Here is a 26,321-nt window from a genome sequence, read left to right on the forward strand (position 1 = left end):
TGTATGGATACTACATTCGTATACTTTTGTTTCAAGGATGTATCGGAGATATTTCTGTGAATCGCCAAAAATTCTTGGTCCGCACGGACCGCCTGCATCTGGTCCTGATGCTGATGCTGACGTTTTCCACCGGGGTGGTGGATGCGGTCGGCTATCTGGGGCTGGACCGGGTCTTTACCGGCAACATGACCGGGAACGTGGTGCTGCTGGGCATGGCCGTCGTGGGCGGCACGGGCCTGCCAGTCCTGCGCCCGGCCCTCGCACTGGCCTTCTTTATGCTGGGCGCGGCGCTGGCGGGACGGGTACTGCGGCGCGGAGGCGACGGCTGGACCGTTAGGACCTCCGCGAATTTCCTCGCCGTGGCCCTGGGTCTCTGGGCCCTGACCGTGTTCGTGGCTTCGGCGCCGGTGCATGCCGAACAGCTCTTCGGCAACATGACCACCTCGGCGATGGCCCTGGTGATGGGGATCCAGGCCGCGACGGCCAAGAAACTCAAGGTTGCCGAGATCACTACGGTGGTGGTCACCTCCACCATTACCGGGCTCGCTGCGGACTCACGCCTGGCCGGCGGCAGCGGTGTCCACTGGGTCCGCCGGGCGCTGGCGATTGTGTTGATCCTGCTGGGCGCACTGACCGGTTCAGCGGCCCTGCTGGTGGGGTTGTGGCTGGGGCTCGGGGTGGCCGCGGTCATTGCAACTGTTGTGGTGGCCGTTGGGCATGTCCGGTACCGGAAGGACGCGCGGGCAGCCTCGGCGGAGGTCGGGGAGGCCACCGGGGTTGGGGCCGGGGTGGGAACCTAACCGTTCGCGACTGGCCGCCGCCTCAGCCGCGGTGCCCCGACGCCGCCGCCGCCATGGCCGGGGCCGGCGTCTCCGCCTCCCGCCCGACGCCCGGCCTGGCCGGGCTTTCCACACTGGCCTCTGCCACAGTGGCGTCGCCGGCCCGCCGGCGGACCCGCCGCTCCACGGCGCGTCCGGCGGCGATCGATAGCCGGTGCGCAGGCCGTTCCACGTAGCGGTAGAACATTTCGGCAACCACGAGCGAGGCAGCGACGGAGGCCGCGAGCGCCAGCGGAAGCGAGATGTGCCTCAACAGCGTGACGCCGGCAAGGGTGATCGGCAGGTGCACCAGGTAGAGGCTGAAGGAGACGCGGCCCAGCCACTGCGCCGCGGCCGTGTCCCCGAGCTTCTTCGCCGAGCCGCACAGCAGGAACACCAAGACGATCAGCGTCGCACCCACTGTGACCACAGCCTCGACGCCGAGGATCGGCTGTTCCCGGCTGAACCATTCTGCGTTGGCCAGGAACAGGCCGGCGGCGGCGAGCAGCAGCCAGACGACGCGCGGCCAGGACCGGGTCAGCCCGCGGATCCGCTCCCGTTCGGCGCCCAGGATCGCCCCGATGGCGAAGATCGGCAGATACGTCAGCCACTCGAGGTGGAACACCGCGCCCGCCACGGCCAGGGCCAGGGCGATGCCGAGTTTCAGGTGCCAGAGGCTCCGCCACCGGACGGCGAAGGCGACGTAGGCCGGAAGCAGGAGGGAGAATGCGACCTCGTATTTGAGCGTCCACAGGGGTGTGTTGATGGTGCTCGCGTTCAGCAGGAGCGCTGCGTCCTTGAGGACCTGGCCCGGGTTCGGGTCGGTCACGTACATGTCCGCCCAGACGCTCTGCAGCGGCGACGCCGTGCGGGGAATGAGGACAATCAACGCGACGGCCAGGGCCAGGGATGCCCAGGCCGGCAGGTAGAGGCGGAGCAGCCGCTTGGCGTAGTACGGCGCCCAGCTCCTGGCCGCCCCCGCCCTGGTGAACGGCAGGATCAGCACGAAGCCGGAGAGCACAAAGAAGACGTGCACCGCGGGGGTGCCGTTCCAGAGGATGTGCAGCGGGGAGAACACGGCCCAGGCCTCCGAACTGCTGAGTCCTGCGGTCCGGTCGCCGGCCACCACCCGACCGATGTCGGGGAGCGTGGAGAGCGCATGGCAGGCAACCACCACCAGGGCGGCAAGCCCCCTGAGGCCATCCAGCTGCGTGACTCGGGTTTGACCAGACTGATTCCGCATCCACCCCATGTTACCAGTTCGTTACATAGGGGCGGGGTGGCGGCGTCTGCATCCGCCCAACCGCAGAGCGGCGCGCCGGCCGACGTCGTCCGACCCGCCGTGCAGTGTTGGAGCCGTTCCAGTCCCAGGACTAGGCGTCAATACTTGCAGTGCTGGACTCGGCGATCCGTTTGATCGCGGCGAGCGTCCTCGGAATTCCGTCGAGCGCCTGCTGGGTGCGGTCCGCGATCTGGGCGTCTGCTCCGTCGCCGAACTTCTCACCGAACATGGCGATCCCCGCCGGCAGGAATTCCCACGATTCGCTCAGGACGGTTCCGGCGTCGGACGGGGTGAGGGTGAAGCCCCAGCGGACATACTTGCCGCCGACTACCCAGGCGAACTCGCGGCCGCGCTCGGCAGCCACCACCTGCGACCGGGTCTCCCAGGACCGCGTCGGGAGTTCGTTATGGCCGGTGAACCAGGCGCCGACGTGGCCGGCGCTGTCTTCGTTGTCCCACCAGCATGACGTACAAACCGGGCTCCACTCGCCGGTGCGGGTGATATCTGAGACAAGGTCGTAAAGCGCCTCGGCTGATGCGTTGACCGCGACCGACTCCTGGTAATGGCGGATGCTGCTCTGATTCATGGGTCCATCCTTACAGACTGCTCCCTCTTCCGGGCGGCGGACGGTTCGCGAGCGTCCTACCCGCGGCCTGTACCGCGCACTTTCGAGGGCATATCCTGCAGAAAGACCCGTTCAATGGCCACCAATCCCGGAGGAACACCATGGAAATGCCCAAAGCGTCCGACGCCGACAAGGCCCACTTCCGCGCGGTGGTGCCGGAGACTCCCGAGGTGGTCATCAAGCCGATGTTCGGAAACCTCGGGGCGTTCGTGAACGGCAACATGTTCGCCGGCCTCTTCGGCCCCACCATCGGCGTGAAGCTCTCCGAGGCGGACAAGGCGGCGCTCGAAAGCACCGAGCGGACCGTCCCGTTCGGCCCGGCCGAGCGGCCCATGGGCGGCTACACCGGGCTGCCGGAGATCTGGAACGGTGAGGGCGACGGCGACGAGGCGCGCGCCAGGGCCTGGGTGGAAAAGGCATTCGAGCACGTGGCCGGCCTGCCGCCGAAGGCGCCCAAGGCTCCGAAGGCTCCGAAGGCTCCGAAGAAGTAGCGATGCCCTCCCCCGGCGCAGGACCAGTCCACGACATCGACACCCTGGTGATCGGCGCGGGGCAGGCCGGGCTGGCGACCAGCTACTGGCTGAGCCGGTTCGGCGTCGAGCATCAACTGCTGGAGCAGCGGCCGGAACTGGGCGGCGCCTGGCAGGACCGCTGGGATTCGTTCTACCTGAACACCCCGAACTTTGCGTTCCTGCTGCCGGAGCTCAGCTACGACGGCCCCGAGCCCGACGCTTTCCTCCCCCGCGACGAGGTGATCGCGCTGTTCCGCGACTACGCCGCGCGGATCAAGGCGCCGGTCCGGCTCGGTACGGAGGTGACCCGGGTCGGCGTCGTCGACGGAGGCTTGACGGTGGAGACCAATCAGGGCCGCTGGCTCGCACGGAACGTCGTCCTCGCGAACGGCGCCTTCCAGCGTCCGCGGATCCCGGCGTCGGCCGCGTCCCTGCCGGCCCACATCCGCCAGCTGCACAGCCACGAATACCGCAACGCACGGCAGCTTCCCGACGGCGCCGTACTGGTGGTGGGCACCGGGCAGTCCGGCGGCCAGATCACCGAGGACCTGCTCGACGCCGGCCGGGAGGTCCACCTTGCCGTCGCGACCTGCCCCGAGGCCCCGCGGCGGTACCGCGGCCAGGATGTTTTCTACTGGATCCTGCAGCTCAACCTCCACGGCCCCGAGTACGGCATCAACGGCCTCCAAGCGGACCAGCTGCCCTCACCCGCCGCGCGTTTTATGTGCAACCCGCTGATCTCCGGCAACGCCGGCGGCCACAGCATCCACCTGGGGGACCTCGGCCGCCGCGGCGTCCGCCTGCACGGCCGGTTCGAGGGAACGGACGACGGCGCCCTCGTCTTCAGCGACGACCTCCCCGCACGCCTCGCCCTGGTGGAGGCGGGGTTCGGTGCGCGGCTGGGGCTGATGGCCGACGCCTTCATCGCCGCGGCGGGCATCGACGCCCCACCCGCGGAGCCCTCGCCGGCGGACCACTGGCTGCCCGCAGAATCGGGAGCGCGCCTTGACCCGGAGGCCGAGGGCGTCACCTCGGTTATCTGGTGCACCGGCTACGGGCTGGACTTCGGCTTCCTCGACGTGCCGGTGCTGGACGAGTGGAACTACCCGCGGCACAGCCGCGGCGTCACCGCGGTCCCTGGTCTCTACGCCGTAGGCCTCCCCTGGCTCACGAAGCACCTGTCGGCCACGCTGTCCGTGGTGGGCGACGACGCGGAGTTCGTCGCGGGGCACATCGCGGGGCGGTGACGGAACGCCTTTCGAGCTCGAGCCGCTACGGATGCACCAGCCCCTTCAAGGCCGTGTCCTTGTGGCCGAAGGCCGTTGCAAACAACACCGGCACCAAGCACATCAAACGCACCGCTCGCGGCAACCGCAGCGCCATACCCTCATGACCAGTGCTGCCCGGACGAAGCATGCCACTCATCCGGGAACCCCGTTCCCCACGAACCTTGCGGGTGTGGACCGCCTGGCGAGAGTCCTAGCGGCTGGATCACCCTGGTGCGGCGTGGCCTCGCGGCCATCTAGCCACGAGACGATCTTGCCCTGTGAACGGAAGGACAATGCCACCGCAGTTGTGACATGGTTCTGATTCCCTGAAGTGGTTGCAGTGCGCCCGATTTAAGGGGCCCCGGTACGTTGAATGTCCGTCATGGGCATTCCGCTTATGTTGGAGCTTGACACGAGGATTTCGTATTGAGGGAGAACCGGCTGTGAGCCGAATGATACATTTTGGAAGGTTACCTTTCCGCGGAATCCCTCAAAGCTTGACGTTCTTTCAAAGACAGCACTGCCAAATCTTATTCCTTTTGCGCCGGTGAATCTGAAGTTCGCGTGGTCTTTGAAGACTGCAGAATCAAAAATACCGATGGTCATCTGAGCTTTTCTAAAGGAAACAGCACTGTCAAACTCAGTCTTTTGAAACCTGGCTTCCCTTTCGAACTTAGACTCTTCAAAGTTTGCAGGGCCGTTAAATACTGCGCCCGAGAAGTCAATCGCATTGGGAAGGTAAAGCTTTGAGAAATTCAATTCCGTGAGAGTGGCACCTCGCAAATCGATTGAGACATCCGCCCATTTGCAGGTGAGGCCATCTTCTATTCTTCGGGGGCGCAATCCTGCAGCAATTAACCTTTGTACCGATAGGCGAACTTCGAGTTCGCGCCGATCCGGCTCGCCCGAGTCCACCTTTCCCTGGGGGCATCCGAAGGTAAGCACAGATGACGTCCACACACGCTTGCCTTTGCTCTGCCCACTCGTCTGCGAGCTGGGAAAGCCCATTTAGGCCGGCTAGGCGGACTGCGGGCGCGTCGTCACCCACTTGGTCAGACGCTGAAATAAACCGCGCTTGAAGTTCACTTCTTCGAGAAGCATCTACCCGGGCTGATTCCGTGGCAATCGTGTGCGTGAGCTGACGTTCCGTTGCGTCCAACCTCAACCTGTCAGCGTGTAGTTGCTGCTCTTTGACGCGCTGGCTTCTAAGACCGACGTAAATTGCCGCTGCTGCAGACGGGACTCCAAGGAGAGTGGCTGCGGTCCTGGCGGCATCGAAGGGTTCCGTCTTGTAGGTGTCCTGCAAGTAGACGAAAAGAAGCCAGCCAATGCCTGCCGCGATGGCGAAAAACAAGACAGCCCCCAGGATCAGCGACCAGGCGCTAGGCGGTTTTAGCTCTATCCGAGTGGGGGCAGTCACGGATTCCAATAAGGGCGGCTTCAGCACGATTTATATACCTACTTAAGTGGGTTTCGACAGGTGGCGACCAATGGTAACTCTTCCCTCTAGCTGATGGTGGCAATTCATAAGTACCGAACGAGTCGCCCCCCAAAGAAGTCTGCAACGTTCGGCGTCTCCACGCTGGTGTGGCGCCACCTGACGATACGCCGTCCCCGGTGGTGGTTAGCCCCTATTGTGCCTACGAGTTTAGAAGCTTTTCTCCTCGGGTCACCGCGGGGCCAGCGAGGTGCTGACTTCACCGGCCCTTCACCTACTCGGTAGGTGACTCCGTGTTTCGTCGCCGATCTATTCGTCCAAGGCGTTGTCGACTATCACCTGCTCGACACCCCGGGGCAGGAAGTCGCTGTATTCGACCCCGTCTACTCTGAAACGGTCGGGACTAGCAGATTTGTGCAGCTGCAGGGGAATGTGGTGCTCGCCGAAAATCCCCGCACTGTCGGCGCAACTGCCCAGCCACCTCCCGCAACTCGACACCGACAGCTACCGCAACCCGGGAGAGCTGCCCAGCGGTGCCGCGCTCATAGTCGGCACCGGCCAGTCCGGCGGCAAGATCGCCGACGAAGTGCTCGCCGGCGGTCGAGAAATCCACCTGCCCGGAAGCACCGCGCCGGTACCGCGGCCAGGACCTCCTCTAACTGGATGATGCAGCTCGCACAATTCGACGCCGACTACGGGTGGGGCAGCTGCCCTCCCCAACGGCGAGGTTCGCCTGCAACCCGTTGATGTCCGGCGCCGACGGCGGCCACGACCTCCACCTGCGGGATCGCGGCCGGCTCGGCGTCCGCCTGTACGGCCATTTGGAAGCAGCCGACGACGGTGCCCTCGTCTTCAGTAGTGACCTTCCGGAACGCCTGGGCCTGGTGGAGGCGGCGTTCTACCAGCGGATGAAGCCGATGTCCGACAGCTATATTGCCCACCGGCATGTCGGCACCGGAGCCGAAGCCACCGCGTAAGGACGACTGCCTTCCCTCGGAGCCGGCGCTGCTGAACCTCGAAGCCACCAACATCACGTCGGTCCTCTGGGCAACAGGCTATTGGCTGGACTTCAGCATCCTGGGCATCCCGGTGCTGGACGAATGGAACTACCCCCGGCACCACCGCGGCGTCACCGAACACCCGGGCAGGGCACGGCTCGTCCATCCTGGCGGGCGTGGGCCGCGACGCCGAATACATTGCACAGCACATCGCCGGAAACACAGCCGCCCGGTGACGGCGGAGAGAAGGGGACCTAACCGGAGGTGCAGCTTATAGTCCCCTGATGAGTCTCGGGTGCTTGGTCAGTGCCTCCAAGCCGACTGTTTCCTGGCTGATTTTAGTCCGGGTGACCAGCAGGTGACGGATACGCGGCCGGAGCGGCTCTGGGAACCAGACGAGCAACGGCTCGGGGTCCTCGATTCTCCGATTGCTCGGGTCCGGCTGCTGCCTTCCATGGCGAAGCATCCAATCGTAGTGAGCGGTGGCAGGTTCTAGGACAGGGGTGCCGGTGGAGGCGGCTGCTGCGCGAACGGCAATTTCGATCCCTGCCCGGTCAAGGTCGCCGCAATAAAGCGCCCGTGCCGGTACCGGGTCTAGGAAGGCTATCTCAGCGTGGCCGACCGAGAACTGATTGCCGCCGCCGAACGCGACATGCAAGTCTGGCCGCGCTTCGAACGGAAGTGCACGGCAGGCCATGATGATCGAGTAGTAGGCGGCACGATTCTCGCAAACCAAGAGCCGTGTCGGCCCAGTTCCAAAGATGTGCTGGGACGGCAGAGGAATGGGGGTACGGTGACAGGCGAGAAGGTCCAGCGTAAGAGCACCTGAAGTGAATAGACGGGTCTCCACCTTTTCGCCGAGAATCTTCTCATTGCCGAACAAGTCTAGCGATCGTTCTTCCATGGGTACCGGAATTGCGGCGGGGTGATCGCGGAGCCAGTCTGCGACTAGGTTGAGCAACTCAACTTCATCCGGGCGAGTGGCTATCGCGGCCGCCGCTTCTAGACGGCTCGGGTAGACGCGACGCCGGGTGTCGACTTCCGCTGGCTTGGTTCGGGCCGGTTTCAAGACCCAAACGGGGAGAGACGGGAGCATGCTAGTGTCCCAACCAGTCTTGGACCCAGCTGCCGGTAGCGTAGCCAGCCCGGCGGTGACAAGCTCTTCTAACGCATCACGGAGACGGATTCGGGCGTTGGCGTCGCCGATAAGTGTTGGGTTTGCGGTGTAAGCCTGTTCTCGGAGGTCATCAACAGGCACACGTTGGCTGCGATATGAATTGATGTAGGCCGAGAGCGTTGTAGCGATGTGGCCCAGTGTTTCCTCTCGTCCGTGCCCACTCGGGCGTGCGGCGTCCGTCACGCTCATAAGTCAACAATTGGACGGGTGGGACGTTCGATATGAACTACGCGCGTGCCTAAGATGGCTTCGTGAGCGTCATCCTCCATCTCGCGGATATAACGGCGCGTGCCCGTTCTTCCCGCCCGGTTTTCGAGACGAGTGACACCAGGGAAGTGGGATACCGCGTCAAAATCTTTGACCCCCGTTGCGTATATGAGTTGGACACCTTGGGCGGCGGCGACCTTGCGTTGAAGGTCGATTAGCGGACCATGAGAAGCACGTCCGATAGGGTTGTCGAGAATGAGCATGCCGCCGAAACGCTCCTTATGGCCGGTGCTGACTGCACGGATCTTGGCGATGGTGCAATATAGGGCAACACCGGCGGTTAGCCGCTCCCCACCAGACCACTTGCCGAGAGCGTCAACGTTCTCCTCGATAGGAGTTAGGTCGTGAACGGGCTTTAAAACCTTAACCGTGAAACCACGGGTTCCGACGGCGGCATGGGTCGCCGCTTTCAGCAGTTCCATTCCGTCAGGCTTGTTGCCCTTATCGATAAATTCTTCAAGAACTTGGTTCACATGGGCCCGTAGCTCCGCGTCGGTAGCGCCCACGAACTTAATCTTGAGGAGCTGCTTCCCCGACAGCACCCCTAAACCGTCTGGGATGGCTGAGAACCGCTGCGTGCGATGAATCATAGAAAGGTTGTCAGCGACCGCTGTCGCAAGTACCTCGGTGACGATGGCTTGGTCGGCTGCGATGGACGCCAGATCGCTGGCTAGATGCTCCGCGCGCAGCCACAGATTCGCGGCGAGGCTCTTGGCGTTCGCGGCCAGCGCCGGCTCGGTGTCGTAGAGGATCCGGTCACGCGCTTTCACTGGGACGTCCGAGTGTCTGGTCGCTATGATCCGTAGAGCGGAGACCTGTTCGGAAATCTGCTTCTCCGATGCCGCCGCCCGTTCTTCTGCGTGTTGAAGGGCGACAAGGACACCGGCCAGAGCGCTCTTTGCGGCGCCAATGTCACTAGGGAATGGTTCCGCAGGACCGTCATCGGCTGGGGAGCCAGGCAGGTTGTCAGCCAAAAGCCCGAAGTTGATAATCATGTTGGCCAGATCGACGTCCTGATCGTCAATCTCCCTGAGGTTTTCCTCGACGCGGTTGATGGATTCCAGGAGCCGGGCCGACTGGGCTTCCTGTTCCTCTGCCAGATCGATAGCGTGAGCCTCATTGATCGGCTCAAAAGGGATCGTGCGCCGTGGCACATCGATACGGCGGGATTGGATCTCCTTTAGTGCAGACTCGGCTTCAGCAACGGCGCCTTCGGCGCGGCCCCGGGCCTGTTCTGCCTGGGAGCGGGAGCTCTCAGCAGCGGCTAGAGCGTCGTTGCGATTCTGCCGGCTTAGCCCCGCCGTGGTGGTCAGGGCGGCCTCGGCATCGGTGCGGATGTCAGGGTCGCTAGGTAAGTTGGCGCTGAGCTCGGCGAGTCTCTGGTTGAGCACCTCAACCCTGGCCATAGCACGGTATTTGTTGGCTGGGATCTCGTAGTCGCGGCGGGCCTCGGTGGTGCGCCGATGTAGGGTTTCGAGATCACAGCCGATCACGTCCGCCGCGGTGAGCGTACGCGTCGGGGTGCCAATGAAGGTGACCAGGTTGGCGCGGTCACGGTACTCTCTCCCGGACCGCTCGTACCCAGACGCCTCCTTGTCGAGTCCGTGGGCACGGTCTGCGGCGGCCTTGGCAGCGACTTGTTGCCGCTTCGCTTCTTCGGTCGAGGTGCGGCGCCGAGCTTCAGCGGCGATCAGCCCTTCCTTCCATTCGATTGTGTGGGCAGAGTCGCGGATCAGGTTATCCAGCAGGGTGAGGCTCTGACCCAAGACGTGGATTTGGTCGGTGAGGACGGCCTCGGTGTCCGCATCATCGGCGTCAGCGGCGGCCAGGTCGCGCTCAGTCTGTTTGTTAGCTTTGATTTGATCCACGATTTCAGCGCGCTGCGCGTCGACTGAGCTGATTTGTCTGACGAGCGTTTCGAGGTGCCCCGCAGGGCATGCTTTTAGGAATCCGGTGATCTGGTCACGCAACGTTTGGTCCTCGGTTCGCGAGGCAATCATCGAGGTGGTGCGAGCGTCATGGTCTCGTGCGGCGGTCTCCAGAGCCGCTGCCTCAGATTCAGCAGCATCCTTGTGGACGAGCCCCGGTGCTAGACCCGTCCAGGTGGAGGCCGTTACTCCTCCGGCGGCCTCCTCGAGGAGGCCTAGGGCTGATCCCACCGCAGCCGCGGTAAAGACTGAAACTAGGGCAACTGTCGTTTCACCTGCTGCGATAAGAGTGCGGCTGGCCGCCTCCGCTTGGTCCGTCGGGACAACGACCCCTGAGCCGATACGGGCCAAGCTTGGATGTGCAAGAGCGTCGGGGAGCCGTTCCCGGGAAAGGACGAACCGCAGATGCTGCCAGCCAGACTCTGCAGCAATCCCACCGTCTATGAGGATCCGCGTGAGTCGGTCTACGTCCAATGTGGACGGAAGGTATCCGGTTTCAGTGTGCGCGGTCAGAATGCGGTTTGTGTCAGCCTGGGCGACCTTCTCGGTTATGACCTCGGCCTCAACGCGGCGGATCTCACGATCGAGGGCGCGTAGCAACGTTCCCGCGTCGGCCCACAGGCTCACGGGTACTTCGGGCGAGGCTTCGACCAGAGCAGCGACGCGGCGTGAGGTCGCGAGCCGCGTCGCTGTTGCGGCATGGTCCTGGTGCTGACTACGGAGGCCGTCCTGGTCGTTTTCGACCTGCACTTGCTCACGCTCGAGCCCTATGGCCACGTTGACGAGTCGGTTCCGCTCCTCCGGTCTTGCCTCTCGCCGCGCTCGGACTCCGTTCAGGTCCAGGCGTAGCCGCTCGCGATCTGCGGCGAGGGCGCGGGCATGCTCGGCCAAGTCGGTCTGGACGTCGGGCAGCAGCCCCTTTTCGGCGGCGTGGCGCAGCTCCGCATTGAATCGTTCAAGCTGGACTTCCACCCGAGCCGCAGCGACGGACGCCTCCTCGGCATTAGAACGCGCAGTATCCGCGAGCTTGGTTGCTTCCTCCTCTTGCAGAGCGGCGATGTCAATTTGGGTGCGGGCATCAGTAGCGCGCTCGACGGCTGCCTCGGCGAGCACTCCGAGCAACGTCCTGTAGGCAGCCGCGTGGTCGTCGTGATTCGCAGCTAGCGGAGCGAGTTCAAGGGCTTCGGTAATGGCGGAAGCCTGGGCTTCTGCAAGTTGCTCCACTACGTCCTTGTGCTCGGCCAGCGGGCCTACCGCACGCCATACCTCTACATTTCGACGCGACCGATCCAAGGTCTCCTCGGCCAGCGCGAACCAGCTGCGGGCCTCATCAAAACGCAGGGTTCCGGCCCGTACGCGGTAAAGGAAGGCAGTGTCGTTGAGGACGGATCTGTCGCTGTTGTGCCTGCTGCGGGCGGCTGTCAGCTCGTCCTTGTCGATAGCGAGCCCTCCGCGCCGGCCGACGGCGCGGTCGATGGTAGCAGTGAACGCTGAAGACAGCTGGCTAGCAGCAAGCGTCGCGGCCCGCACCTCGGTGGCTGTAGTCTCCTGATCCATGTAGGCGACGGCGAGGTGTTCGAGCCCGTTCGCAGCGGTGAGGCAGAAGTCTTGGTCAGCGAGCGTCGCGGGCCTCTTTGCGACCTTTGCAGAGATCTGCCCGACGCTTGCTGCAATGTCGCCTACCACCGTTGGGGAGACTGTCAGCCCGAGGAGGAAGTTTATGAAGTCCTTTGGGCTGGTAAATGAGAATAGATTCTCCACACCACCTTCGACGTGATTCATCTTCTTCTGGGAGCGAAAGAGGTCAGGATCCAACCCACGAGCGGCTAATGCGCGTTCCCAGTCGCCGTAGGATTCAGTAGTGATGAACTCGGCGCGCGCGTGCTGCGCGGCAAACGCGCGGATCTGGCCAAGGAAGTCGCTGCGGCGGGTCGGACGTCCGGCTGCGTCGCTGACGGGGAGGCTGCGTGGATCGAAGACACCCGGAACCGCGAAGAACGCATAGTAGGACTGTCCAAGGCGATCACTGTTGCGGGACGCGTTTGCTGGACGGCGCAGATCGTCCCATTCATAGACAGCTCCTGTGACCAAGACTCGTTCGGGGGTCCCGTCAAGGGTGGCAGGCGTGGCGGTGGCCGGATGCCAAACCGCAATCGTATGGCTTGTGTCGCCCGCGTCGACATAGTCCGTCAGATGTCTGTCGGCGGATCGACCCATGAAATCGAGCTTTCGGGGTAGAAGCTGCGCATAGAAAAGGGACAGAAGGGACGACTTCCCGCCGCCATTGCGCAGCCACACTAGGTGGTCCTGCGGGGAACCAGTCTCCCCTGTAGTAGAGATCGTGTAGTCGGTGAAGCGTGCGGACCGTTCTCCGATGGAACGAAGGCGGAGCGATGCAAGGTGGTAGGTCATGACTGTTCCTTCTGATCCGCCAGAATACTGGCGGTTGTGTCGGTGCTGCGCCCGCCAGGGCCGGTGATGGAAGTCCGATCGAGGTCACGTAAGTATGCGTAGGCGTGCCCCGCTCCCATGTATTTGACCTGCACGCGAAACCGCTCGGTCAAGAACCAGTGCCCCTCGCCCGTGGTGTTGTCCGCCCGGGCCATGCCATGCTCGGCGAGCCACCCAATCGTGTTGCGCACCCAATAGAGGGTGGATTTGGCCGAAAGCCGGCTGCCGCCGCGGTTCCGGTCACCGACCAATGTGGCAGGCATATCCGCGTAAATGCGCCAGGCGTGGTCGAGTCCTTCCTGAGGGATGACTTCTCCTGCCGCATCGCGCGTTTCAAGCCCTTTGCACATAACGCGCAGCCACTCTTCGAACTCCACATCGTTGACCTGCCGGACTCGCTCCTCGTCAAGCTCTTCGGCAGACGGGTACGCAAACGCCGCGAGGCCGACGAGCACAAGTGCACCCAGAAGCCGCCCCTCAGGTTCCTGAGTGCGTGGCATGTCGCCGATACGGAACGCGAAGGGCGACTCGGGGCTGACACCGAGGATGAGTCCGAAGTCGCCATCGGAAAGTACCTGTGCGGAGAGACCTGCAAGGATCCCGTCCATGGCACCGCGGAAGGCGGGCTCGCTGCGGTACCGAGTGAGAGTTCGCCGGTAGTCGTCCCCTGAGGGCCGCTTATTCGGTTGTAACGCGAACCCGATCAGGATTCCGATGTCGGCGTAGTCATCGACGGTGAGCATCAGAGGTGTCCTCCGGAAGCGAGGTGTTGCAAGTCAAAGTAATCTGGTAAAGCTGTAGTCGAGCTGGGCAGCGGCTCAATCTCGAACTGGTCGGCATGACCGGCCACGATGAGGTCGTCGCCGGCCCAACCGGGGAGCGTTAGCTGGGTGCCGTCCGTATCAGAAATTGCGCGGTCACCGAAGAACGCGGCGGCGATTTCGGCGCTCGCCAAGTGCTCGTCCGAGGCCTCGTCCTCGTCGTAGCGATCATCGGGAGCGAAGCACCACAGCGCCGCAAGCGTCAGCAAGTCGGCGGCCTGCAGCCGATCGACAAGGTCCGGAAGCGCTCGATCGGCCGTCAGGCACGCAGCAATAAGGGTGGATATTCTCACTGGAAGGCCTGCTTCCGCCGCGATGCAGATCGCAGCATCACGAACGTGCCGGGCGATCACCGGCGGATCGGCTTCGGCGATCGCTTCGGGTTCTATAGATTCATCGGTGAGTTCGCGCCTGCGGCGGATATCAAATAGGTCGTTTATTACTCGGCCCAGGTCCGGAATTCGCGGCGGCCGTGGGCCGGTGACGTGCACAAGCCAATCATCTGCGAGAGGCTGAGCCAACGCTATGGGAAGATTCCAGAAAGGCTCGAAGACGTCTTCGGCCACATCAAGGGAAAGTCCCAGGGAAGGTGGCCGGAATGCCTGCCGGTCTTGCTCACTGAAGAACACCGAACGTGCGCCCATTACCCTCTGGTGAAGCACCTGGTGCCGATGATGGCATTCGTCGAGCATTTTGATTATCCGGGCCGCGGCGGCACGTACTTCAAGATCGTCGACTTCGAGTGACTCGCGGGCCTTGACGAGCAATCGGTACTCGCTGCTCAGGCGTTCTTGGATGTGATCGCGGGCCTGATCTAGTCGTTCGGGCACTTCCTTCGCCCACTTGTTGAGCACGGAACGCAGATCCCTTTGAGTGTCCTTGAGGATGCTTTGGATTTCCTGGGTGAATTTCAGTGAGAGCGCGCGGTGCAAGGTCGCGGACTTCTCCGCGGCAGCGAACGCACCGCGGGCCAGCTGCCGCTCCAGCATCGCCTCGTTCGCTACCTGTTCGTCAGTAACGTCGAACTCCAACCCGTCGACGAGCGCATTGATTGCATCAGAGGACGCGTTTAGGACGCTTATCCCACGAGTGGGATCCTCCTTGAGCCTGAGCAGCCAGAACTTAACGCCGCGGCGGATATGCCCGACCGCGGTGAAGTCGCTGATCTCGTAGGAAAATTTCCGGCCGTGGTTGGGACGGTTGACCAGCAGGTTGATGGTGTAGAGAGCAACTTTTTCATGCTCGTCCTGGGGCCGGTCCCGGGCCGCAGTGGCAGCGAGCGTGGCGACGAACCGGATTGCTTCTTCCTGCGTGACCTCGTCTTCGAATCCTTGGCGGGAGATCACCAAGTCGATAGTTGCTAGTGCGAATGTGGCCACGTCGTAAAGATCAGTGGGCCACGCCTGATGTACGGCGTTGTTCAGGCCGTCAACTATGGGCCGCGAGCGCATGAGTACTGCAACGCGGTCCGCAAAGGTCGCGTCGAGGACACCGGTTCCGGCACTGTACACCCGAATTTTTGGAGCGTTCGGATCTGGTGAGCGGCCCTCATTGAAGTCGCACATGAGCGCCTCTGAAAACAACCTATCGTCCACTCTCAGCCCTTCTCCATGGCTAGCCTGAATATGGCAGTTTGGTTCAGGACCGGCGTAACGGCTTGAACCAGGACCACCCACGACTCGCCGGTGGCTTGTGACGGTTTGAGTTAGGACCACCCTCAGTGTTGTCTTCATCTGATGAAAGCGACCATTGGGAGGTCCGGATGAGGGTGCGCATGGAGTTGTTTGCCAAGATCCGCAGAGACGCCCGCGTGGAGGGCTTGTCCATCCGTGGGCTGGCGAAGCGGTATCAGGTCGGCAGGGACACAGTCCGGCAGGCTTTGTTGGATCCTGTCCCGCCCGCGCGGAAGACGCCGGAGAGGTCATCGCCGCGGCTGGATGCCTTCAAACCGGCGATCGACGCCATGCTGACCGAGGACACGACGGCGCCGCGGAAGCAGCGCCATACCGCCCGCAGGATCCTGGCCCGGCTCCTCGAGGAGCACGGAGCTGAGGAACTTTCGTATTCGACCGTGCGGGACTATGTCCGGATCCGCCGTACCCAGATCGATGTTGAAGCCGGCCGCCGGGTGGAGGTATTTGTCCCGCAGGAACATGCCCCCGGCGCTGAGGCCGAAGTGGATTTCGGTGAAGTCTGGGTCGTCCTGGACGGTGTGAAGACGAAATGTCATATGTTCGTTTTCCGTCTTTCACACTCGGGCAAGGCCATCCACCGGATATACCCGACCCAGGCCCAAGAAGCTTTCCTGGAGGGACACCTTGAAGCGTTCCAGGTCTTGGGCGGCATCCCGACAAAGCACATCCGCTATGACAACCTCACCAGCGCGGTGACCGCGGTGGTGTTCGGGCAGGGCCGGCAGCGCCTGGAGAATGACCGGTGGTTGTTGTTCCGCTCGCACTACGGCGTCGATGCCTTCTACTGCCAGCCCGGGATAGACGGAGCCCACGAAAAAGGCGGGGTCGAAGGAGAGGTTGGCTGGTTCCGGCGGAACAGACTCTCGCCCATGCCCGTCACGGATTCCCTGGACGAGCTCAACGACCGGATCCGGGCCTGGGAAGCCAAGGACGATGCCCGACGGATCATGGACAGGATCCGCACCATCGGCCAGGACTTCGCCGCCGAACGGCCGTTCCTGGCACCCTTGCCGGGGGAGGTCTTTGATCCGGGCCTGACGCTCACGCCGCGGGTAGACAGGTCCTCGCTGATCACGGTGCGGATGGTGAAGTATTCCGTACCGGCACGGTTCATCGGCCGGAAAGTCCGGGTGTCCTTGCGGGCGTCCGAGGTCGTGGTGTTCGACGGCCGGGCCGTTGCAGCCAGGCATCAGCGGATCGTTGCCAAACACGGGCAGTCCGTCCAACTGGATCACTACCTCGAGGTCCTCAAAACCAAACCGGGCGCGCTGCCCGGTTCCACGGCCCTGGCACGGGCGCGGGAGTCCGGGGCGTTTACCAGCGCCCATGAGGCGTTCTGGGCTGCCTCCCGCAGGGTCAACGGCGACGCCGACGGGACCCGTGAACTTATCGACGTCCTGCTGCTCCACCGCTCCATGGACCCCGGAGACATCCAGGCAGGAATCACTGCGGCGCTGCGAGTGGGTGCTGTCAGCGCCGACGTCGTCGCGGTCGAGGCCCGCAGATACGCAACGATTTCTTCCGTGGGTGGGTCCGGTTCGGACCGTCATCCCGGTGCTCATGTTGAAGTGAATGTGCAACGGGTTGTCAGTCTTACCCAGCGCCGTCTCATGGACCCCGCCGCGGTCATCGCCGGGCTCCCTCAGGACACGCGGCCCCTGCCATCGGTCAGCGCCTATGACGAGCTGCTGGTCAAACGCATCGAACACCCCGCTGGAACCGCGTTGAAGGAGAACATCTCATGAGCCCCAGCGTCCCGGGAACAAGCATTACTCCGACTCTGCGGCGGAGGCGCGGTCTGACCGAGCAGGCAGCGGTCGCTGCCGTGGACCAGGCGTGCCGCCGGCTCCGGCTGCCCACGATCCGGGCCGTCCTGGACGAAGCCCTTAGCGTCGCCGGAAAGGAACAACTCTCCTACCAGGGATTCCTGGCCGAATTGCTGCTCGCCGAGTGCGACGACCGGGACCGGCGCTCTTCGATTCGGCGCGTCAAAGCAGCTGGATTCCCGCGCGACAAATGGCTCGGGGACTTCGACTTCGACGCAAATCCGAACATTAACCCCGCCACCATCCACACCCTCGGAACGGGGGAGTGGATCCGCAAGGGATCACCTCTGTGCCTCATCGGCGATTCCGGGACCGGGAAATCCCACCTGCTCATCGGGCTCGGCACCGCCGCGGCCGAGAAGGGCTACCGGGTCAAATACACCCTCGCCACCCGGCTCGTGAACGAACTCGTCGAAGCCTCCGACGAGAAAGTCCTCGCCAAGACTATCGCCCGCTACGGCCGTGTGGACCTGCTCTGCATCGATGAACTCGGCTACATGGAACTGGACCGCCGCGGCGCAGAATTCCTCTTCCAGGTCCTCACCGAGAGGGAGGAGAAGAACTCCATCGCCGTCGCCTCCAATGAATCCTTTTCCGGTTGGACGAAGACCTTTACCGACCCGCGGCTGTGCGCAGCGATCGTGGACAGGCTGACGTTCAACGGGGCCATCATCGAAACCGGATCAGACTCCTACCGACTCGCCCACAGCATTGCGCGCAATCCTGTCGGCTGACGACATGCCCATTTACATTCCTGCGTCGATTCGGCCGGCACGGAACTACCGCATCCCGTTTGCGCGGTCATGGCAGGTCTGCCGGAAGCGATCGTAGTATCTGCAGGATTCCGGCAAACTGAGTCAAAGTACCGGCATTCCAAGGGAAAATCTTCCAAGTCTTTCTCCTCGAGAAGGGATGACGTGGCAGTTAGCGCTGGCTTGTCATCTTCGCCACCCCCCCGGTAATTTATCCGCTGGTCACGGAATCGGCTTCATAGTGGAGTAACTTGAGGAACATGTTGACCGGATTCAAGAATTTCATCCTGAAGGGCAACGTCGTAGACCTTGCCGTCGCCGTCGTGATTGGTGCCGCTTTCGGCGCCGTGGTCACGGCCCTAGTCCAAAGTGTTCTCATGCCGTTCATTGCGGCTCTGGTCGGATCGCCCAATTTCGACAGTTTCGCCGTCGTGACCCTGAACGGAAACGACATCAAATTCGGTGTCCTGCTCACCGCCATCGTCAATTTCCTGCTCGTGGCTGCAGCCATCTACTTCGTCGTTGTTGTCCCGATGAACCATATGATCGAACGCCGCAACCGGCGCCTGGGCATCAACCCGGATGTCAAGGAAGAAGCAGCGGAGGATCCGCAGATTGCTTTGCTCACCGAAATTCGTGACTCCCTGCAGCAGGACCGCCGCTAGTAGCCAACGAGGAAAGGCCGGCCTCCAGAGGCTGGCCGTTCTTTCGGGGTAGGGCAAATTGAATGTCCGGCGCCCCAGCGCCGTCCGGGCTTATCGTGATGCAGGTGCGCAGCGTCTGTGCACATTAATTGCCGGATATTGATGTTTTGGTGAGTGCACTGCGATAGCGTATCCGGCAGGAGCGCGGGGAAATATCCCGGCGTCCGTGCATGCCCCATTCCTGCTTCGCAGGATCCGCGGCGGGTGTGCTGTTGTTCCGTATCGATGAAAGGACATGTACATGGCTGTTTCTATTGAATTGGGCAAGGCACTCGATAAGGCCTACGAGAACTCGACTCTCGACGAAGTTCTGGCCGCGCCGCCCTCGGCCCTTGCCGGGCTGACGGAAAAGCACGATGAACTGCTCGCCGGCATGGGCATCAAGACCATCCGCGACTTGGGGAGCAACAAGTTCTTCGCCACAGCCGGTGTGCTCGTGGCGCTGGCGGGCAAAGTCGGATAACCCGCCGTTGCCGGCCGCCGACGCGCCATGAGAAGGTCCGACCGGCCCGAGCCGGTCGGACCTTTTTCGTTTCCTTGATTGCCGGGACTCGTCCGAATTTCATTGGCTCTGGTCTGCCAGTCTGGGGCAGAGGAACATTGGCCGCCCTGGGCACGCTGGCTCCTCTGTCCTCGGGCAGCGGAGCCAGCGCGGGAATCGGCATGACTCGATTGCCGTGAGGCCTGCCCCCAAAACTTTGGTTGCCCGGGCCTCTTCCACCGTCAGACTAACCGGGCCCGCGCCGGCAGACAACAGAAGACCGCCACCTGACACCGATTTCATCACGGCGCACGGCCGGTCACAGATTCCGCACAACGTCGCCAGCCTCACCGCTTCGGAACGCAGCAAACGTGTTGAGAACTGCGACAAAACGAGCCATCATCGGATCGTTGTCAGTCGGCTATTTTGATTTACTTTCGCCTTCTCCCCTCGCCGAAGTTAGTCAGCCGCAACTGGCAGGAGAGCAGATTCCGGCTCAGCATGACGCTGCGGCGTGCGGAACTGCAACCGGACCGTACCTGGAATTTGCAGTCTTCGATACCGAGAGCTGGCCGCCCCGCCGGACGCCAAGTGTCTCGTTGATTCCGATCCCGATTCCGACCAGGATCCCGCGGCCATCGAGTCGCTCATCAGCTGGGGTTGCCGGGCCAGGCCGGTCCTGATTCGGGCCGTCTCAGTGGTCCTGAATCGGGTTGACATACTCACTAGCCACCAACTTCTCGGACGTTAGCAGTTCCCTCTGACTTTTTATGCGACAACCGCAACTAGTGGGAGCCGATGGCCCAGCCCTGAGGTGACTGCAACAACGATTATGCTGCGGCCCCACAACCGCCAGCTTGTCCAACAAGTACGTCAACGCCCGCGCCCGGGCTTATAGCCAACTGGGACAAGCCCCAACACTGCGATTCATCTGTCACCACGAGATCGACCCGGTAAGGATCGTGCGATCGTGGCCAGCAACCGGAAGCCGCTATCTGGTCTATCTGGCCAGGGTTGCTGCAAGGCCCCCCGCAGCATCCGGCTTGCTTTGTTCCGCGCTCTCCGCTGAACGGATCCGGTCCGCTCGCGTGGAACTGGTCCTCATTTCGAGCCGCGGCGCATGGGTCCGGCGGCCGTTGAACGTCCGGGTTGGAGCCCACAGCCCGTCGACGCGTACCAGATCGTGGGGTTCTTCTCGGCAAACTTCCCCCGCTTTTGCAGTGCAGCCAGGGCAATCATGGCGGAGCTCGATTTCGGCCCAAGCGTCATCTATGACGGTCTTCTCCTGGGATGTCATATGCCGGCTGCATCCGCTGGAGCGTCCGTGGCCCGGCCACACAATTGGAATGCTGCGGCAAGGTTGCCCTGACTGGGTCGGTCGGCCACACTGGGTGGTAAGTTCCGCTTCGCGTTTAGCCAGGCGAGCGGCTTCCTTGTCAAGCACGGCAGGCAATTGGGACAGGTATCCCTGGTCACCGGTACGGGCAAGACCAGCGTAGTAAAAGAGCCATGAGGGGCTCAGATGCTGCCGCCAGTTGATGCCTTGGGAAGAGGCGGATGCGATCGGAACGCCAGATTCAACGAGCTTGATGGCCTTATTGAGGTCGGTGAGTTCTGCGTCCAGCTGTGAAGGGATGCCAGCCAAATGCTCCATGATCTCATCGAGGGCCACTGAGGACTGAGGGTGCCCAGCATAGCCCTCGACCGCAGCGCGGTATTGCCACAGAGCGGCCGATAGCTTCTGACCCGCAGCCAGCAACCCTCTTTCAGGCTGGGCAGTCGCCTGTTTTTGACCCATGAGCATCTCTCTTTCGATCGTCGTCCACCCCATGCTGCCAGTCGAAGAAAATTCCGTCAAGCAATATTTTGCTCAGCGAAAATTCAATACGGGGGCCGTTACGTTTACACATAATGCAGTAGTTACGTCACTAACTAATGCAGTAGTTACGCAACGAGGACGTGCTGTGACCATGTGACGGAGTGACGCAGCGGTAACGTCACGTTCTGATGTACTAGTCATGTGAAGGAGTGATGGTGCGGTCACGTGAAGGAGCCACGCTGGGGCTGTGAACATGTCCGCAGCGCTATCTCACGAATAACTGCGAGCCGCTAGCGTGAATGAGCGTCACCGCGATCGAGATCTCCGCCGTGGGCAGTCGGATCTTTGTTCAATCACAAACGGCGACGGTGCTGCGGTAGTTCTACTTGCTGTGATTGACGATGCCACACCCAACTTGGAACGGGTGGTTTTCCGTTTCAATGCCAAGTCCCTTCGCGAGGGCCGGTTAGAGACGCACCACGAATCAAATGCCCGTTCGCAACTAACCTGTTCCGCGACTATGCGCAGCGGATCGTCGCACCGGTGCAGCTGGGCACCGAGGCCACTCGGATCATTCGGGCGGGCAGCCACTCCAGCGTGGAGACCACTCGCGGGCGCCTCGCGGCAGAGAACGTAGTCCTGGTGAACGGCGCCTTCCAGAACCGGCGCATCCCTGCGGCGTCGGCCGGTGCTCCCCGGGCATGTGCACCAGATCCACAGCCACGACTACCGCAACCCGGCCCAACTTCCCGACGGTGCCGTGCTCATCGTGGGCACCGCCCAGTCCGGCGGCCAGATCGCCGAGGAACTGCTCGCCGTAGGCCGCGATATCCACCTGGCGGTGTCCACGTGCCCGGAAGCGCCGCGCCGGTACCGCGGCCAGGACCTCCTCTACTGGATGATGCAGCTGGCACAATTCGGCCCCGACTACGGACTGAACGGCCTCACCGTGGGGCAGCTGCCCTCCCCGCGGCGAGGTTCGCCTGCAACCCGCTGGTGTCCGGCGCCGACGGCGGCCACGACCTCCACCTGCGCAACCTCGGCCGGCGCGGCCTCCGGCTGCACGGCCATCTGGAACCAGCCGACGACGGCCGCCTCGTCTTCAGTGATGACCTTCCGGAACGCCTGGGCCTGGTAGAGGCGGCGTTCTACCAGCGGATGAAGCCGATGTCCGACAGCTATATTGCCCACCGGCATGTCGGCACCGGAGCCGAAGCCACCGCGTAAGGACGACTGGCTTCCCTCGGAGCCGGCGCTGCTGAACCTCGAAGCCACCAACATCACGTCGGTCCTCTGGGCAACAGGCTATTGGCTGGACTTCAGCATCCTGGGCATCCCGGTGCTGGACGAATGGAACTACCCCCGGCACCACCGCGGCGTCACCGAACACCCGGGCAGGGCACGGCTCGTCCATCCTGGCGGGCGTGGGCCGCGACGCCGAATACATTGCACAGCACATCGCCGGAAACACAGCACAGGACGCAGGGGCCGTCGACGTCCACTGATGCAGCCAGGCCGAGCGGACCGCCGTCGTTATTACAGGTAGTCCCCGGCCCGTTCGCGGGCGATTTCCAGCAGCGTGGAATGGGCGTCGGCTCCGCCTTCGCATCGTCGACGGCGCTGCTCACCGCGTTCAACCCGAGGGCCGGCCCGCTGCTGGCCACCAGCCCACTGAGCGCCTCCGGCACGGTGGCGGCCCTGGCGATCGCGGCCACCGTGGTGGATGTCTCCCCCTTCTCCACCGACGGCGCCCTGGTGGTGGCCAACGCCCGCGACAACGACCGCCAGCGCGTCTACCGCCAGCTCATGATGTACGCGGGCGGGGTGGTCCTCGTGGCGCCGGCGCTGGCCTGGGTGCTGCTGGTGCCGACCGGGGTTATGTAGGCCGGATCCGGACGGGCTGCGAGCCCACGCACGACGCGCCAAAAGGCAGACCGGCTTGGACAGCCGGCCTGCCTTTGGCTGTGTGGTAAAAATGTGCGGCCTGCTTTGCTTCACTCGAGGGCGTGCCCGCTCCCATTGACGAAGCACCTCGCAAGAGGGGTGTCCAGCACGGCACTCACGCTCGCGCCCCACACAGTGGCGCCTGCGCCGGCGGTAAGTTGCAACAAAGCGCTGCCACACAATGGAGACCGGGAATATTCGGCCCACGCGCGGCCCGAGGAGGTCAACCACCTTGCCCTGACCACCGGCCTGGCCTCCGTGGAAGAGCTCTCAGCCCGGTTCGAGGTGACCGCCTCCACCATCCGCCGCGACCTGGCCTTGCTGAATTCCCAGGGGGCTGGCCCTGACGTAAGGCGGGGCGATGGCGCTGGGTGCGCACCCGGAGGCGTCGCTGTGGCAGCGCACGGGTGAGGCGTTCGAGCAGAAGCACGCGATCGCCCGGTGGGCGGTGTCGGTGATCCAGCACGGTGAAAACGTCCTGCACGGCGCCGGGTCCACGACGGGTGCCCTGGCGCACGAGCTGCGCGGGTTCGACAAGTTGGCCGTAACCACGCCGAGCCTCACCTGGACACCACGGATCGGTGGACCAGGGCTTAGGGCTCCTCTTAGCCTACCAGCGCGAGCAGATCCTCCGAAGCCAAATGTTAGGGCTAAGAGTGTGGAACACCTTCCTACCCCTACACCACTGCCGTGACTGTGTCATAGAGGCCGTAGTGGCGTAGTCCCTGGTGAGAATCGATACCTGTGTAGGACAGGGAGGAGTCCTCATATCGACGGAATGCAAAGACTGCCTGGTTCATGTGGGTCGCGTTAAAGACGCCAAGATTTACCAGCATGTGAAAGTCCTCGACGGTAAGGCCAGTGACGGTGCGGAACAGCAGGGGTTCGAGCTTGGTAATGACATCCTGGAGGGTGTTCTCACGAAAGTCGGTCAAGTACATGAAAGCCGGGATGCGGGTGGCAAATTTGACCAAGTTATCTTGAATCTGCTTCCGTTTGGATTTATACTCTTTCTCCTCAGCCGTTATTTCTCGCTTCTCCACTGGGGTGAGGTCGTCGCCCTTCTCCCTCTTTGCTTTCTTTACGGCGTCGCTCTTATTCACCACAGTCTCGAAGATATCGTTGCCGAGTGCACGGAACCCCTCTATATTCATGACGGCGCTGAGGGCATCTGGGTTGTTCATGATCTTACGCAGAGTGTCGTTGTCCACGTTGACAAGGATTACTGATTCCCACTTGCGAGCCAGAAGTGTCGCCGAAGTCCCTGACATGGCGATGTCGAGGATACCGCCGGCGTCGACCTGTGTCATGTTAGAACCGTCGTATGCCAGGACGGGCAGGAACTTTACCAATTCTTCTACAGCCTGCTCAGGGTTCGGGGTCTCCGGTGAGAGCCCGACCCCGTAGTCTGAAAGCTGCCGCAGTGCGCGGGTTGGTGCGAAGTCGAACACGAAACACACTGGCTTGAGGACCGCCTCGGCGTTCGGGTTGTCGCCCTCGGGGTTCTTGATCGACCATGGCGATTGCACGCGGAATGCAGCTTGGAAGTAGGTCTCTGGCGATTTAAGGTTGCGCAGCATAAGGATGGACGACCATTGATTGACAGTGACCCCTGTGGTGAGCTTGCCACACGACAATGTGATCGTTTTAGTATCGCGGCCATCGCCGATTGCTGCCCGAACCGGGGGAAGGGCGTCCAGCCCGATACCCGCGGCAGCACCTGCGACGATGAGGGCCTTGTAATCGTGCCAGAACACGTTGTGCTTCTCGGATAACAAGTTCGCCATCGCCTCGCAGGCTGCCACGTTCGGCAGGAACCAGAACGAGTGTTGGAGGTACGGCAAGAGACGGACGTCGGAATACGGAAATGGCGGGCGGGTGCCCATCCGCATTGCATCGACTTGAGTAGGCAGGAACGCGCCCCGGATGATATCGAGCCATTTCTGCACGTCGGACTTGTGTACAAACTCTGCATCACAGGATCTGCCTTTGGCCTCAAAAAATGCATCGAGGTCAAATTCATCGAACTCACCTTGGTTTGCGACGGCGATGATTTCATCGGGCATTTGATAGGTGAAAAGGCGCATCTCAGGGAGTGCCCCGTAGGGGTTCCATGCGTCAGGGTGCGAGACAGCGTAGTCGGCCTTGGCACGCTGTTCATCGGTGTAAGTCCAGTTGAAGATTTGCTCTTCTATGAACTCGCCAGTCGCGAGCGCCTTGAATGGAGTACCCGACAAATAAAGGTATGCGTTCGCGGTGATGGGAAGGAAGTCGTCCTCGTCGTTGCCGAGCTCGTCGAGCTCCTCATCAAAGGCCGCAAGGCCGTCTTGGTACTCGGCGGCGATTTCTTTTTGCCTAACCCTCTCGTCCTCCCCTTCGAACAGCTCCTTGGCGGAGTCGCGCCAGGCACCGAAGTGATACTCGTCGAAAACGACGAGATCCCAGTTTATGGTGTGGACCCACTCGTTTTTAGCCTTAATGAGCCCGGTTTTCCGGTCCCGCCCGAGCAAGTCCTGAAACGACCCAAAGTAGACCATCGGTCGATTTTTGTCGGCCTCGTCCGGGCTACCACCTGCGGCCGAAGAGAGGTACTGCCAATCGCTGAAGTCCGCGTGGGACTGCAAGTCGATCTGCCACGCGTCCTCAACTGCGGGCTTAAAGGTCACTACGAGAATGCGCTTCGCACCGAGTCTCTTGGCAAGCTGGTAGGAAGCGAAAGTCTTCCCGAAGCGCATCTTGGCGTTCCACAGGAAGCGGGGCACGGCCTGGGCATCCTCACCCCAGATTGACTCGAAATAGCCATATGCTTTCTCGACAGCGATGTGTTGCTCTGGACGCATCTGGAACGTTTCATGATGAGTACCAGTGAGCCTCACGCCGCTACGTAGCTCTGCAATCACAGTACGCACGTCGCTCGGGGTGCAACGCATCCACTCACGGGACGAACCGATGGCCGGATTCTCGAAGCCTTTGTCAATCAGCCGCTGACGCACATCAGAGTCGCGGAATACCGAACCGTCGTCGCGTTCCGCAAGTTCATCGACATGGAGCATGTAAGCCTGCTGCATCTGCCCCTGCGACTCGCGAATGCGCGAATTAACATCAGCCCTCGTGGTCTGCCCCACTTTGAGCAGCCCGGCGTAGCCGGTAGGCGACTCCTCCGGCGCCCATGCATAGATGCGCAGCCTTGCCTTCGGCTTCTCGGGGAGAAGTTCGTCGAGGGGCCTAACCACGGGCCCGGAGGGCCTCAACCTCGTCATAGAAGTCAGCAGCATTGATTCGTCCTAGGATACGACCCCTACCAGCGGTCCAGTTACGCCGCAACCCTTCGGGGACCCCATCCTCTGAGTAGAAGTGAATCCTCTTCTCAGGACCCCAAGCCCCTTGCTCGTCGTTCTTCTCGAAGCGCAACTTAACGTCGGGTGATGTTGCCAAGTACGCCAGCGCTTCTTGCTTTTCTTCTTCGCTCTCAAAGCGCACTTGGTTTTGCGACCCATAGACAAGCTTGCTCAAGCT

At 62.4% G+C, this 26,321-nt stretch carries 21 protein-coding genes and 1 pseudogene; 12 read left to right on the forward strand and 10 right to left on the reverse strand.

What is annotated here, in order from left to right; translation table 11 throughout:
* Positions 1 to 56 precede the first annotated feature (56 nt).
* On the forward strand, positions 57 to 800 hold the full coding sequence (locus AC6I9V_RS04490) for a YoaK family protein (RefSeq protein WP_497898498.1): 744 nt from the start codon (positions 57 to 59) through the stop codon (positions 798 to 800).
* A 22-nt stretch (positions 801 to 822) separates the two neighbouring features.
* Here the strand turns inward: AC6I9V_RS04490 and AC6I9V_RS04495 are convergent, their stop codons facing one another.
* Both AC6I9V_RS04495 and AC6I9V_RS04500 read right to left on the reverse strand, forming a co-directional pair.
* Positions 823 to 2,061 carry an acyltransferase family protein gene (locus tag AC6I9V_RS04495; protein ID WP_497898499.1) on the reverse strand — a complete coding sequence of 413 codons (1,239 nt, stop codon included), beginning with the start codon at positions 2,059 to 2,061 and terminating at the stop codon, positions 823 to 825.
* Positions 2,062 to 2,191: 130 nt separating this feature from the next.
* Positions 2,192 to 2,686: an SRPBCC family protein gene (locus tag AC6I9V_RS04500; protein ID WP_497898500.1), complete on the reverse strand. Its 495-nt coding sequence runs from the start codon at positions 2,684 to 2,686 to the stop codon at positions 2,192 to 2,194.
* 140 nt (positions 2,687 to 2,826) lie between these two features.
* Between AC6I9V_RS04500 and AC6I9V_RS04505 the strand changes: the two genes are divergently transcribed.
* Positions 2,827 to 3,216, forward strand: a complete 390-nt coding sequence (locus AC6I9V_RS04505) for a TfoX/Sxy family protein (protein ID WP_497898501.1) — start codon at positions 2,827 to 2,829, stop codon at positions 3,214 to 3,216.
* Positions 3,217 to 3,218: 2 nt separating this feature from the next.
* Complete coding sequence (locus tag AC6I9V_RS04510; protein ID WP_497898502.1) at positions 3,219 to 4,484, forward strand: flavin-containing monooxygenase; 1,266 nt, start codon at positions 3,219 to 3,221, stop codon at positions 4,482 to 4,484.
* 372 nt (positions 4,485 to 4,856) lie between these two features.
* Here AC6I9V_RS04510 and AC6I9V_RS04515 read toward each other — a convergent pair whose 3' ends face one another.
* Positions 4,857 to 5,450 carry a pentapeptide repeat-containing protein gene (locus tag AC6I9V_RS04515; protein WP_497898503.1) on the reverse strand — a complete coding sequence of 198 codons (594 nt, stop codon included), beginning with the start codon at positions 5,448 to 5,450 and terminating at the stop codon, positions 4,857 to 4,859.
* A 1,239-nt stretch (positions 5,451 to 6,689) separates the two neighbouring features.
* Between AC6I9V_RS04515 and AC6I9V_RS04520 the strand changes: the two genes are divergently transcribed.
* The gene (locus AC6I9V_RS04520) at positions 6,690 to 6,920 is read left to right on the forward strand and encodes a hypothetical protein (protein ID WP_497898504.1); all 231 of its coding nucleotides are present in this window, start codon (positions 6,690 to 6,692) and stop codon (positions 6,918 to 6,920) included.
* Between the two features lie 292 nt (positions 6,921 to 7,212).
* On the opposite strand, the gene AC6I9V_RS04525 is transcribed toward AC6I9V_RS04520, so the two are convergent.
* From AC6I9V_RS04525 to AC6I9V_RS04540, 4 genes are all read right to left on the reverse strand, one after another.
* Positions 7,213 to 7,845, reverse strand: coding sequence for a hypothetical protein (locus AC6I9V_RS04525; RefSeq protein WP_497898505.1), 633 nt, complete (start codon positions 7,843 to 7,845; stop codon positions 7,213 to 7,215).
* 458 nt (positions 7,846 to 8,303) lie between these two features.
* Entirely contained in the window at positions 8,304 to 12,725 is a 4,422-nt protein-coding gene (locus tag AC6I9V_RS04530; RefSeq protein WP_497898506.1) for a coiled-coil domain-containing protein, read from the reverse strand.
* Positions 12,722 to 13,507 carry a hypothetical protein gene (locus tag AC6I9V_RS04535; protein WP_497898507.1) on the reverse strand — a complete coding sequence of 262 codons (786 nt, stop codon included), beginning with the start codon at positions 13,505 to 13,507 and terminating at the stop codon, positions 12,722 to 12,724. The genes AC6I9V_RS04530 and AC6I9V_RS04535 overlap by 4 nt, the downstream gene beginning before the upstream one ends.
* Positions 13,507 to 15,180, reverse strand: coding sequence for a hypothetical protein (locus tag AC6I9V_RS04540; protein WP_497898508.1), 1,674 nt, complete (start codon positions 15,178 to 15,180; stop codon positions 13,507 to 13,509). Before AC6I9V_RS04540 ends, AC6I9V_RS04535 begins: the two co-directional genes overlap by 1 nt.
* A 167-nt stretch (positions 15,181 to 15,347) precedes the next feature.
* On the opposite strand from AC6I9V_RS04540, the gene istA reads away from it, so the two are divergent.
* The 4 genes from istA to AC6I9V_RS04560 all read left to right on the forward strand — a co-directional run bounded on the left by istA (position 15,348) and on the right by AC6I9V_RS04560 (position 19,024).
* A complete protein-coding gene (istA, locus tag AC6I9V_RS04545) occupies positions 15,348 to 17,024 on the forward strand; it encodes an IS21 family transposase (RefSeq protein ID WP_497898509.1) in 1,677 nt (558 codons plus the stop codon).
* Positions 17,021 to 17,839 carry an IS21-like element helper ATPase IstB gene (gene istB / locus AC6I9V_RS04550; RefSeq protein WP_497898510.1) on the forward strand — a complete coding sequence of 273 codons (819 nt, stop codon included), beginning with the start codon at positions 17,021 to 17,023 and terminating at the stop codon, positions 17,837 to 17,839. The genes istA and istB overlap by 4 nt, the downstream gene beginning before the upstream one ends.
* Before the next feature lie 278 nt (positions 17,840 to 18,117).
* Positions 18,118 to 18,522 carry a large conductance mechanosensitive channel protein MscL gene (gene mscL, locus AC6I9V_RS04555; RefSeq protein ID WP_306971928.1) on the forward strand — a complete coding sequence of 135 codons (405 nt, stop codon included), beginning with the start codon at positions 18,118 to 18,120 and terminating at the stop codon, positions 18,520 to 18,522.
* Between the two features lie 280 nt (positions 18,523 to 18,802).
* Complete coding sequence (locus AC6I9V_RS04560) at positions 18,803 to 19,024, forward strand: hypothetical protein (protein WP_237429419.1); 222 nt, start codon at positions 18,803 to 18,805, stop codon at positions 19,022 to 19,024.
* Between the two features lie 1,018 nt (positions 19,025 to 20,042).
* Here the strand turns inward: AC6I9V_RS04560 and AC6I9V_RS04565 are convergent.
* Positions 20,043 to 20,873, reverse strand: a complete 831-nt coding sequence (locus tag AC6I9V_RS04565) for a hypothetical protein (RefSeq protein WP_497898511.1) — start codon at positions 20,871 to 20,873, stop codon at positions 20,043 to 20,045.
* A gap of 676 nt (positions 20,874 to 21,549) precedes the next feature.
* Here AC6I9V_RS04565 and AC6I9V_RS04570 point away from each other — a divergent pair.
* The 4 genes and pseudogenes from AC6I9V_RS04570 to AC6I9V_RS04585 all read left to right on the forward strand — a co-directional run bounded on the left by AC6I9V_RS04570 (position 21,550) and on the right by AC6I9V_RS04585 (position 23,499).
* The gene (locus AC6I9V_RS04570; protein WP_497898512.1) at positions 21,550 to 21,999 is read left to right on the forward strand and encodes a hypothetical protein; all 450 of its coding nucleotides are present in this window, start codon (positions 21,550 to 21,552) and stop codon (positions 21,997 to 21,999) included.
* 446 nt (positions 22,000 to 22,445) lie between these two features.
* Positions 22,446 to 22,745 (forward strand): annotated as a pseudogene (locus AC6I9V_RS04575) (SLC13 family permease); the annotation flags it as partial.
* Between the two features lie 318 nt (positions 22,746 to 23,063).
* Positions 23,064 to 23,216 (forward strand): DeoR family transcriptional regulator, encoded by a 153-nt coding sequence (locus AC6I9V_RS04580; RefSeq protein WP_497898513.1) that lies wholly within the window; start codon positions 23,064 to 23,066, stop codon positions 23,214 to 23,216.
* Positions 23,167 to 23,499 carry a hypothetical protein gene (locus AC6I9V_RS04585; RefSeq protein WP_497898514.1) on the forward strand — a complete coding sequence of 111 codons (333 nt, stop codon included), beginning with the start codon at positions 23,167 to 23,169 and terminating at the stop codon, positions 23,497 to 23,499. The genes AC6I9V_RS04580 and AC6I9V_RS04585 overlap by 50 nt, the downstream gene beginning before the upstream one ends.
* Here the strand turns inward: AC6I9V_RS04585 and AC6I9V_RS04590 are convergent.
* Both AC6I9V_RS04590 and AC6I9V_RS04595 read right to left on the reverse strand, forming a co-directional pair.
* Complete coding sequence (locus tag AC6I9V_RS04590; protein WP_497898515.1) at positions 23,483 to 26,080, reverse strand: GIY-YIG nuclease family protein; 2,598 nt, start codon at positions 26,078 to 26,080, stop codon at positions 23,483 to 23,485. The two genes, AC6I9V_RS04585 and AC6I9V_RS04590, sit on opposite strands and share 17 nt — an antisense overlap.
* Positions 26,031 to 26,318 (reverse strand): hypothetical protein, encoded by a 288-nt coding sequence (locus tag AC6I9V_RS04595; protein ID WP_497898516.1) that lies wholly within the window; start codon positions 26,316 to 26,318, stop codon positions 26,031 to 26,033. Before AC6I9V_RS04595 ends, AC6I9V_RS04590 begins: the two co-directional genes overlap by 50 nt.
* Between the last annotated feature and the right edge of the window lie 3 nt (positions 26,319 to 26,321).

The organism is Arthrobacter sp. SlRoot2-15 (assembly GCF_059739345.1).

Bases quoted from the DNA above. Each gene is read 5' to 3' on its own strand.
- AC6I9V_RS04560 (WP_237429419.1), top strand. From the start codon at position 18,803: ATGGCTGTTTCTATTGAATTGGGCAAGGCACTCGATAAGGCCTACGAG.
- AC6I9V_RS04590 (WP_497898515.1), bottom strand. From the start codon at position 26,080: ATGCTGCTGACTTCTATGACGAGGTTGAGGCCCTCCGGGCCCGTGGTT.
- AC6I9V_RS04535 (WP_497898507.1), bottom strand. From the start codon at position 13,507: ATGCTCACCGTCGATGACTACGCCGACATCGGAATCCTGATCGGGTTC.
- AC6I9V_RS04495 (WP_497898499.1), bottom strand. From the start codon at position 2,061: ATGCGGAATCAGTCTGGTCAAACCCGAGTCACGCAGCTGGATGGCCTC.
- AC6I9V_RS04510 (WP_497898502.1), top strand. From the start codon at position 3,219: ATGCCCTCCCCCGGCGCAGGACCAGTCCACGACATCGACACCCTGGTG.
- AC6I9V_RS04505 (WP_497898501.1), top strand. From the start codon at position 2,827: ATGGAAATGCCCAAAGCGTCCGACGCCGACAAGGCCCACTTCCGCGCG.
- AC6I9V_RS04500 (WP_497898500.1), bottom strand. From the start codon at position 2,686: ATGAATCAGAGCAGCATCCGCCATTACCAGGAGTCGGTCGCGGTCAAC.
- istB (WP_497898510.1), top strand. From the start codon at position 17,021: ATGAGCCCCAGCGTCCCGGGAACAAGCATTACTCCGACTCTGCGGCGG.
- AC6I9V_RS04520 (WP_497898504.1), top strand. From the start codon at position 6,690: ATGTCCGGCGCCGACGGCGGCCACGACCTCCACCTGCGGGATCGCGGC.
- AC6I9V_RS04565 (WP_497898511.1), bottom strand. From the start codon at position 20,873: ATGGGGTGGACGACGATCGAAAGAGAGATGCTCATGGGTCAAAAACAG.
- AC6I9V_RS04525 (WP_497898505.1), bottom strand. From the start codon at position 7,845: ATGGAAGAACGATCGCTAGACTTGTTCGGCAATGAGAAGATTCTCGGC.
- AC6I9V_RS04530 (WP_497898506.1), bottom strand. From the start codon at position 12,725: ATGACCTACCACCTTGCATCGCTCCGCCTTCGTTCCATCGGAGAACGG.
- AC6I9V_RS04585 (WP_497898514.1), top strand. From the start codon at position 23,167: ATGGCGCTGGGTGCGCACCCGGAGGCGTCGCTGTGGCAGCGCACGGGT.
- istA (WP_497898509.1), top strand. From the start codon at position 15,348: ATGAGGGTGCGCATGGAGTTGTTTGCCAAGATCCGCAGAGACGCCCGC.
- mscL (WP_306971928.1), top strand. From the start codon at position 18,118: ATGTTGACCGGATTCAAGAATTTCATCCTGAAGGGCAACGTCGTAGAC.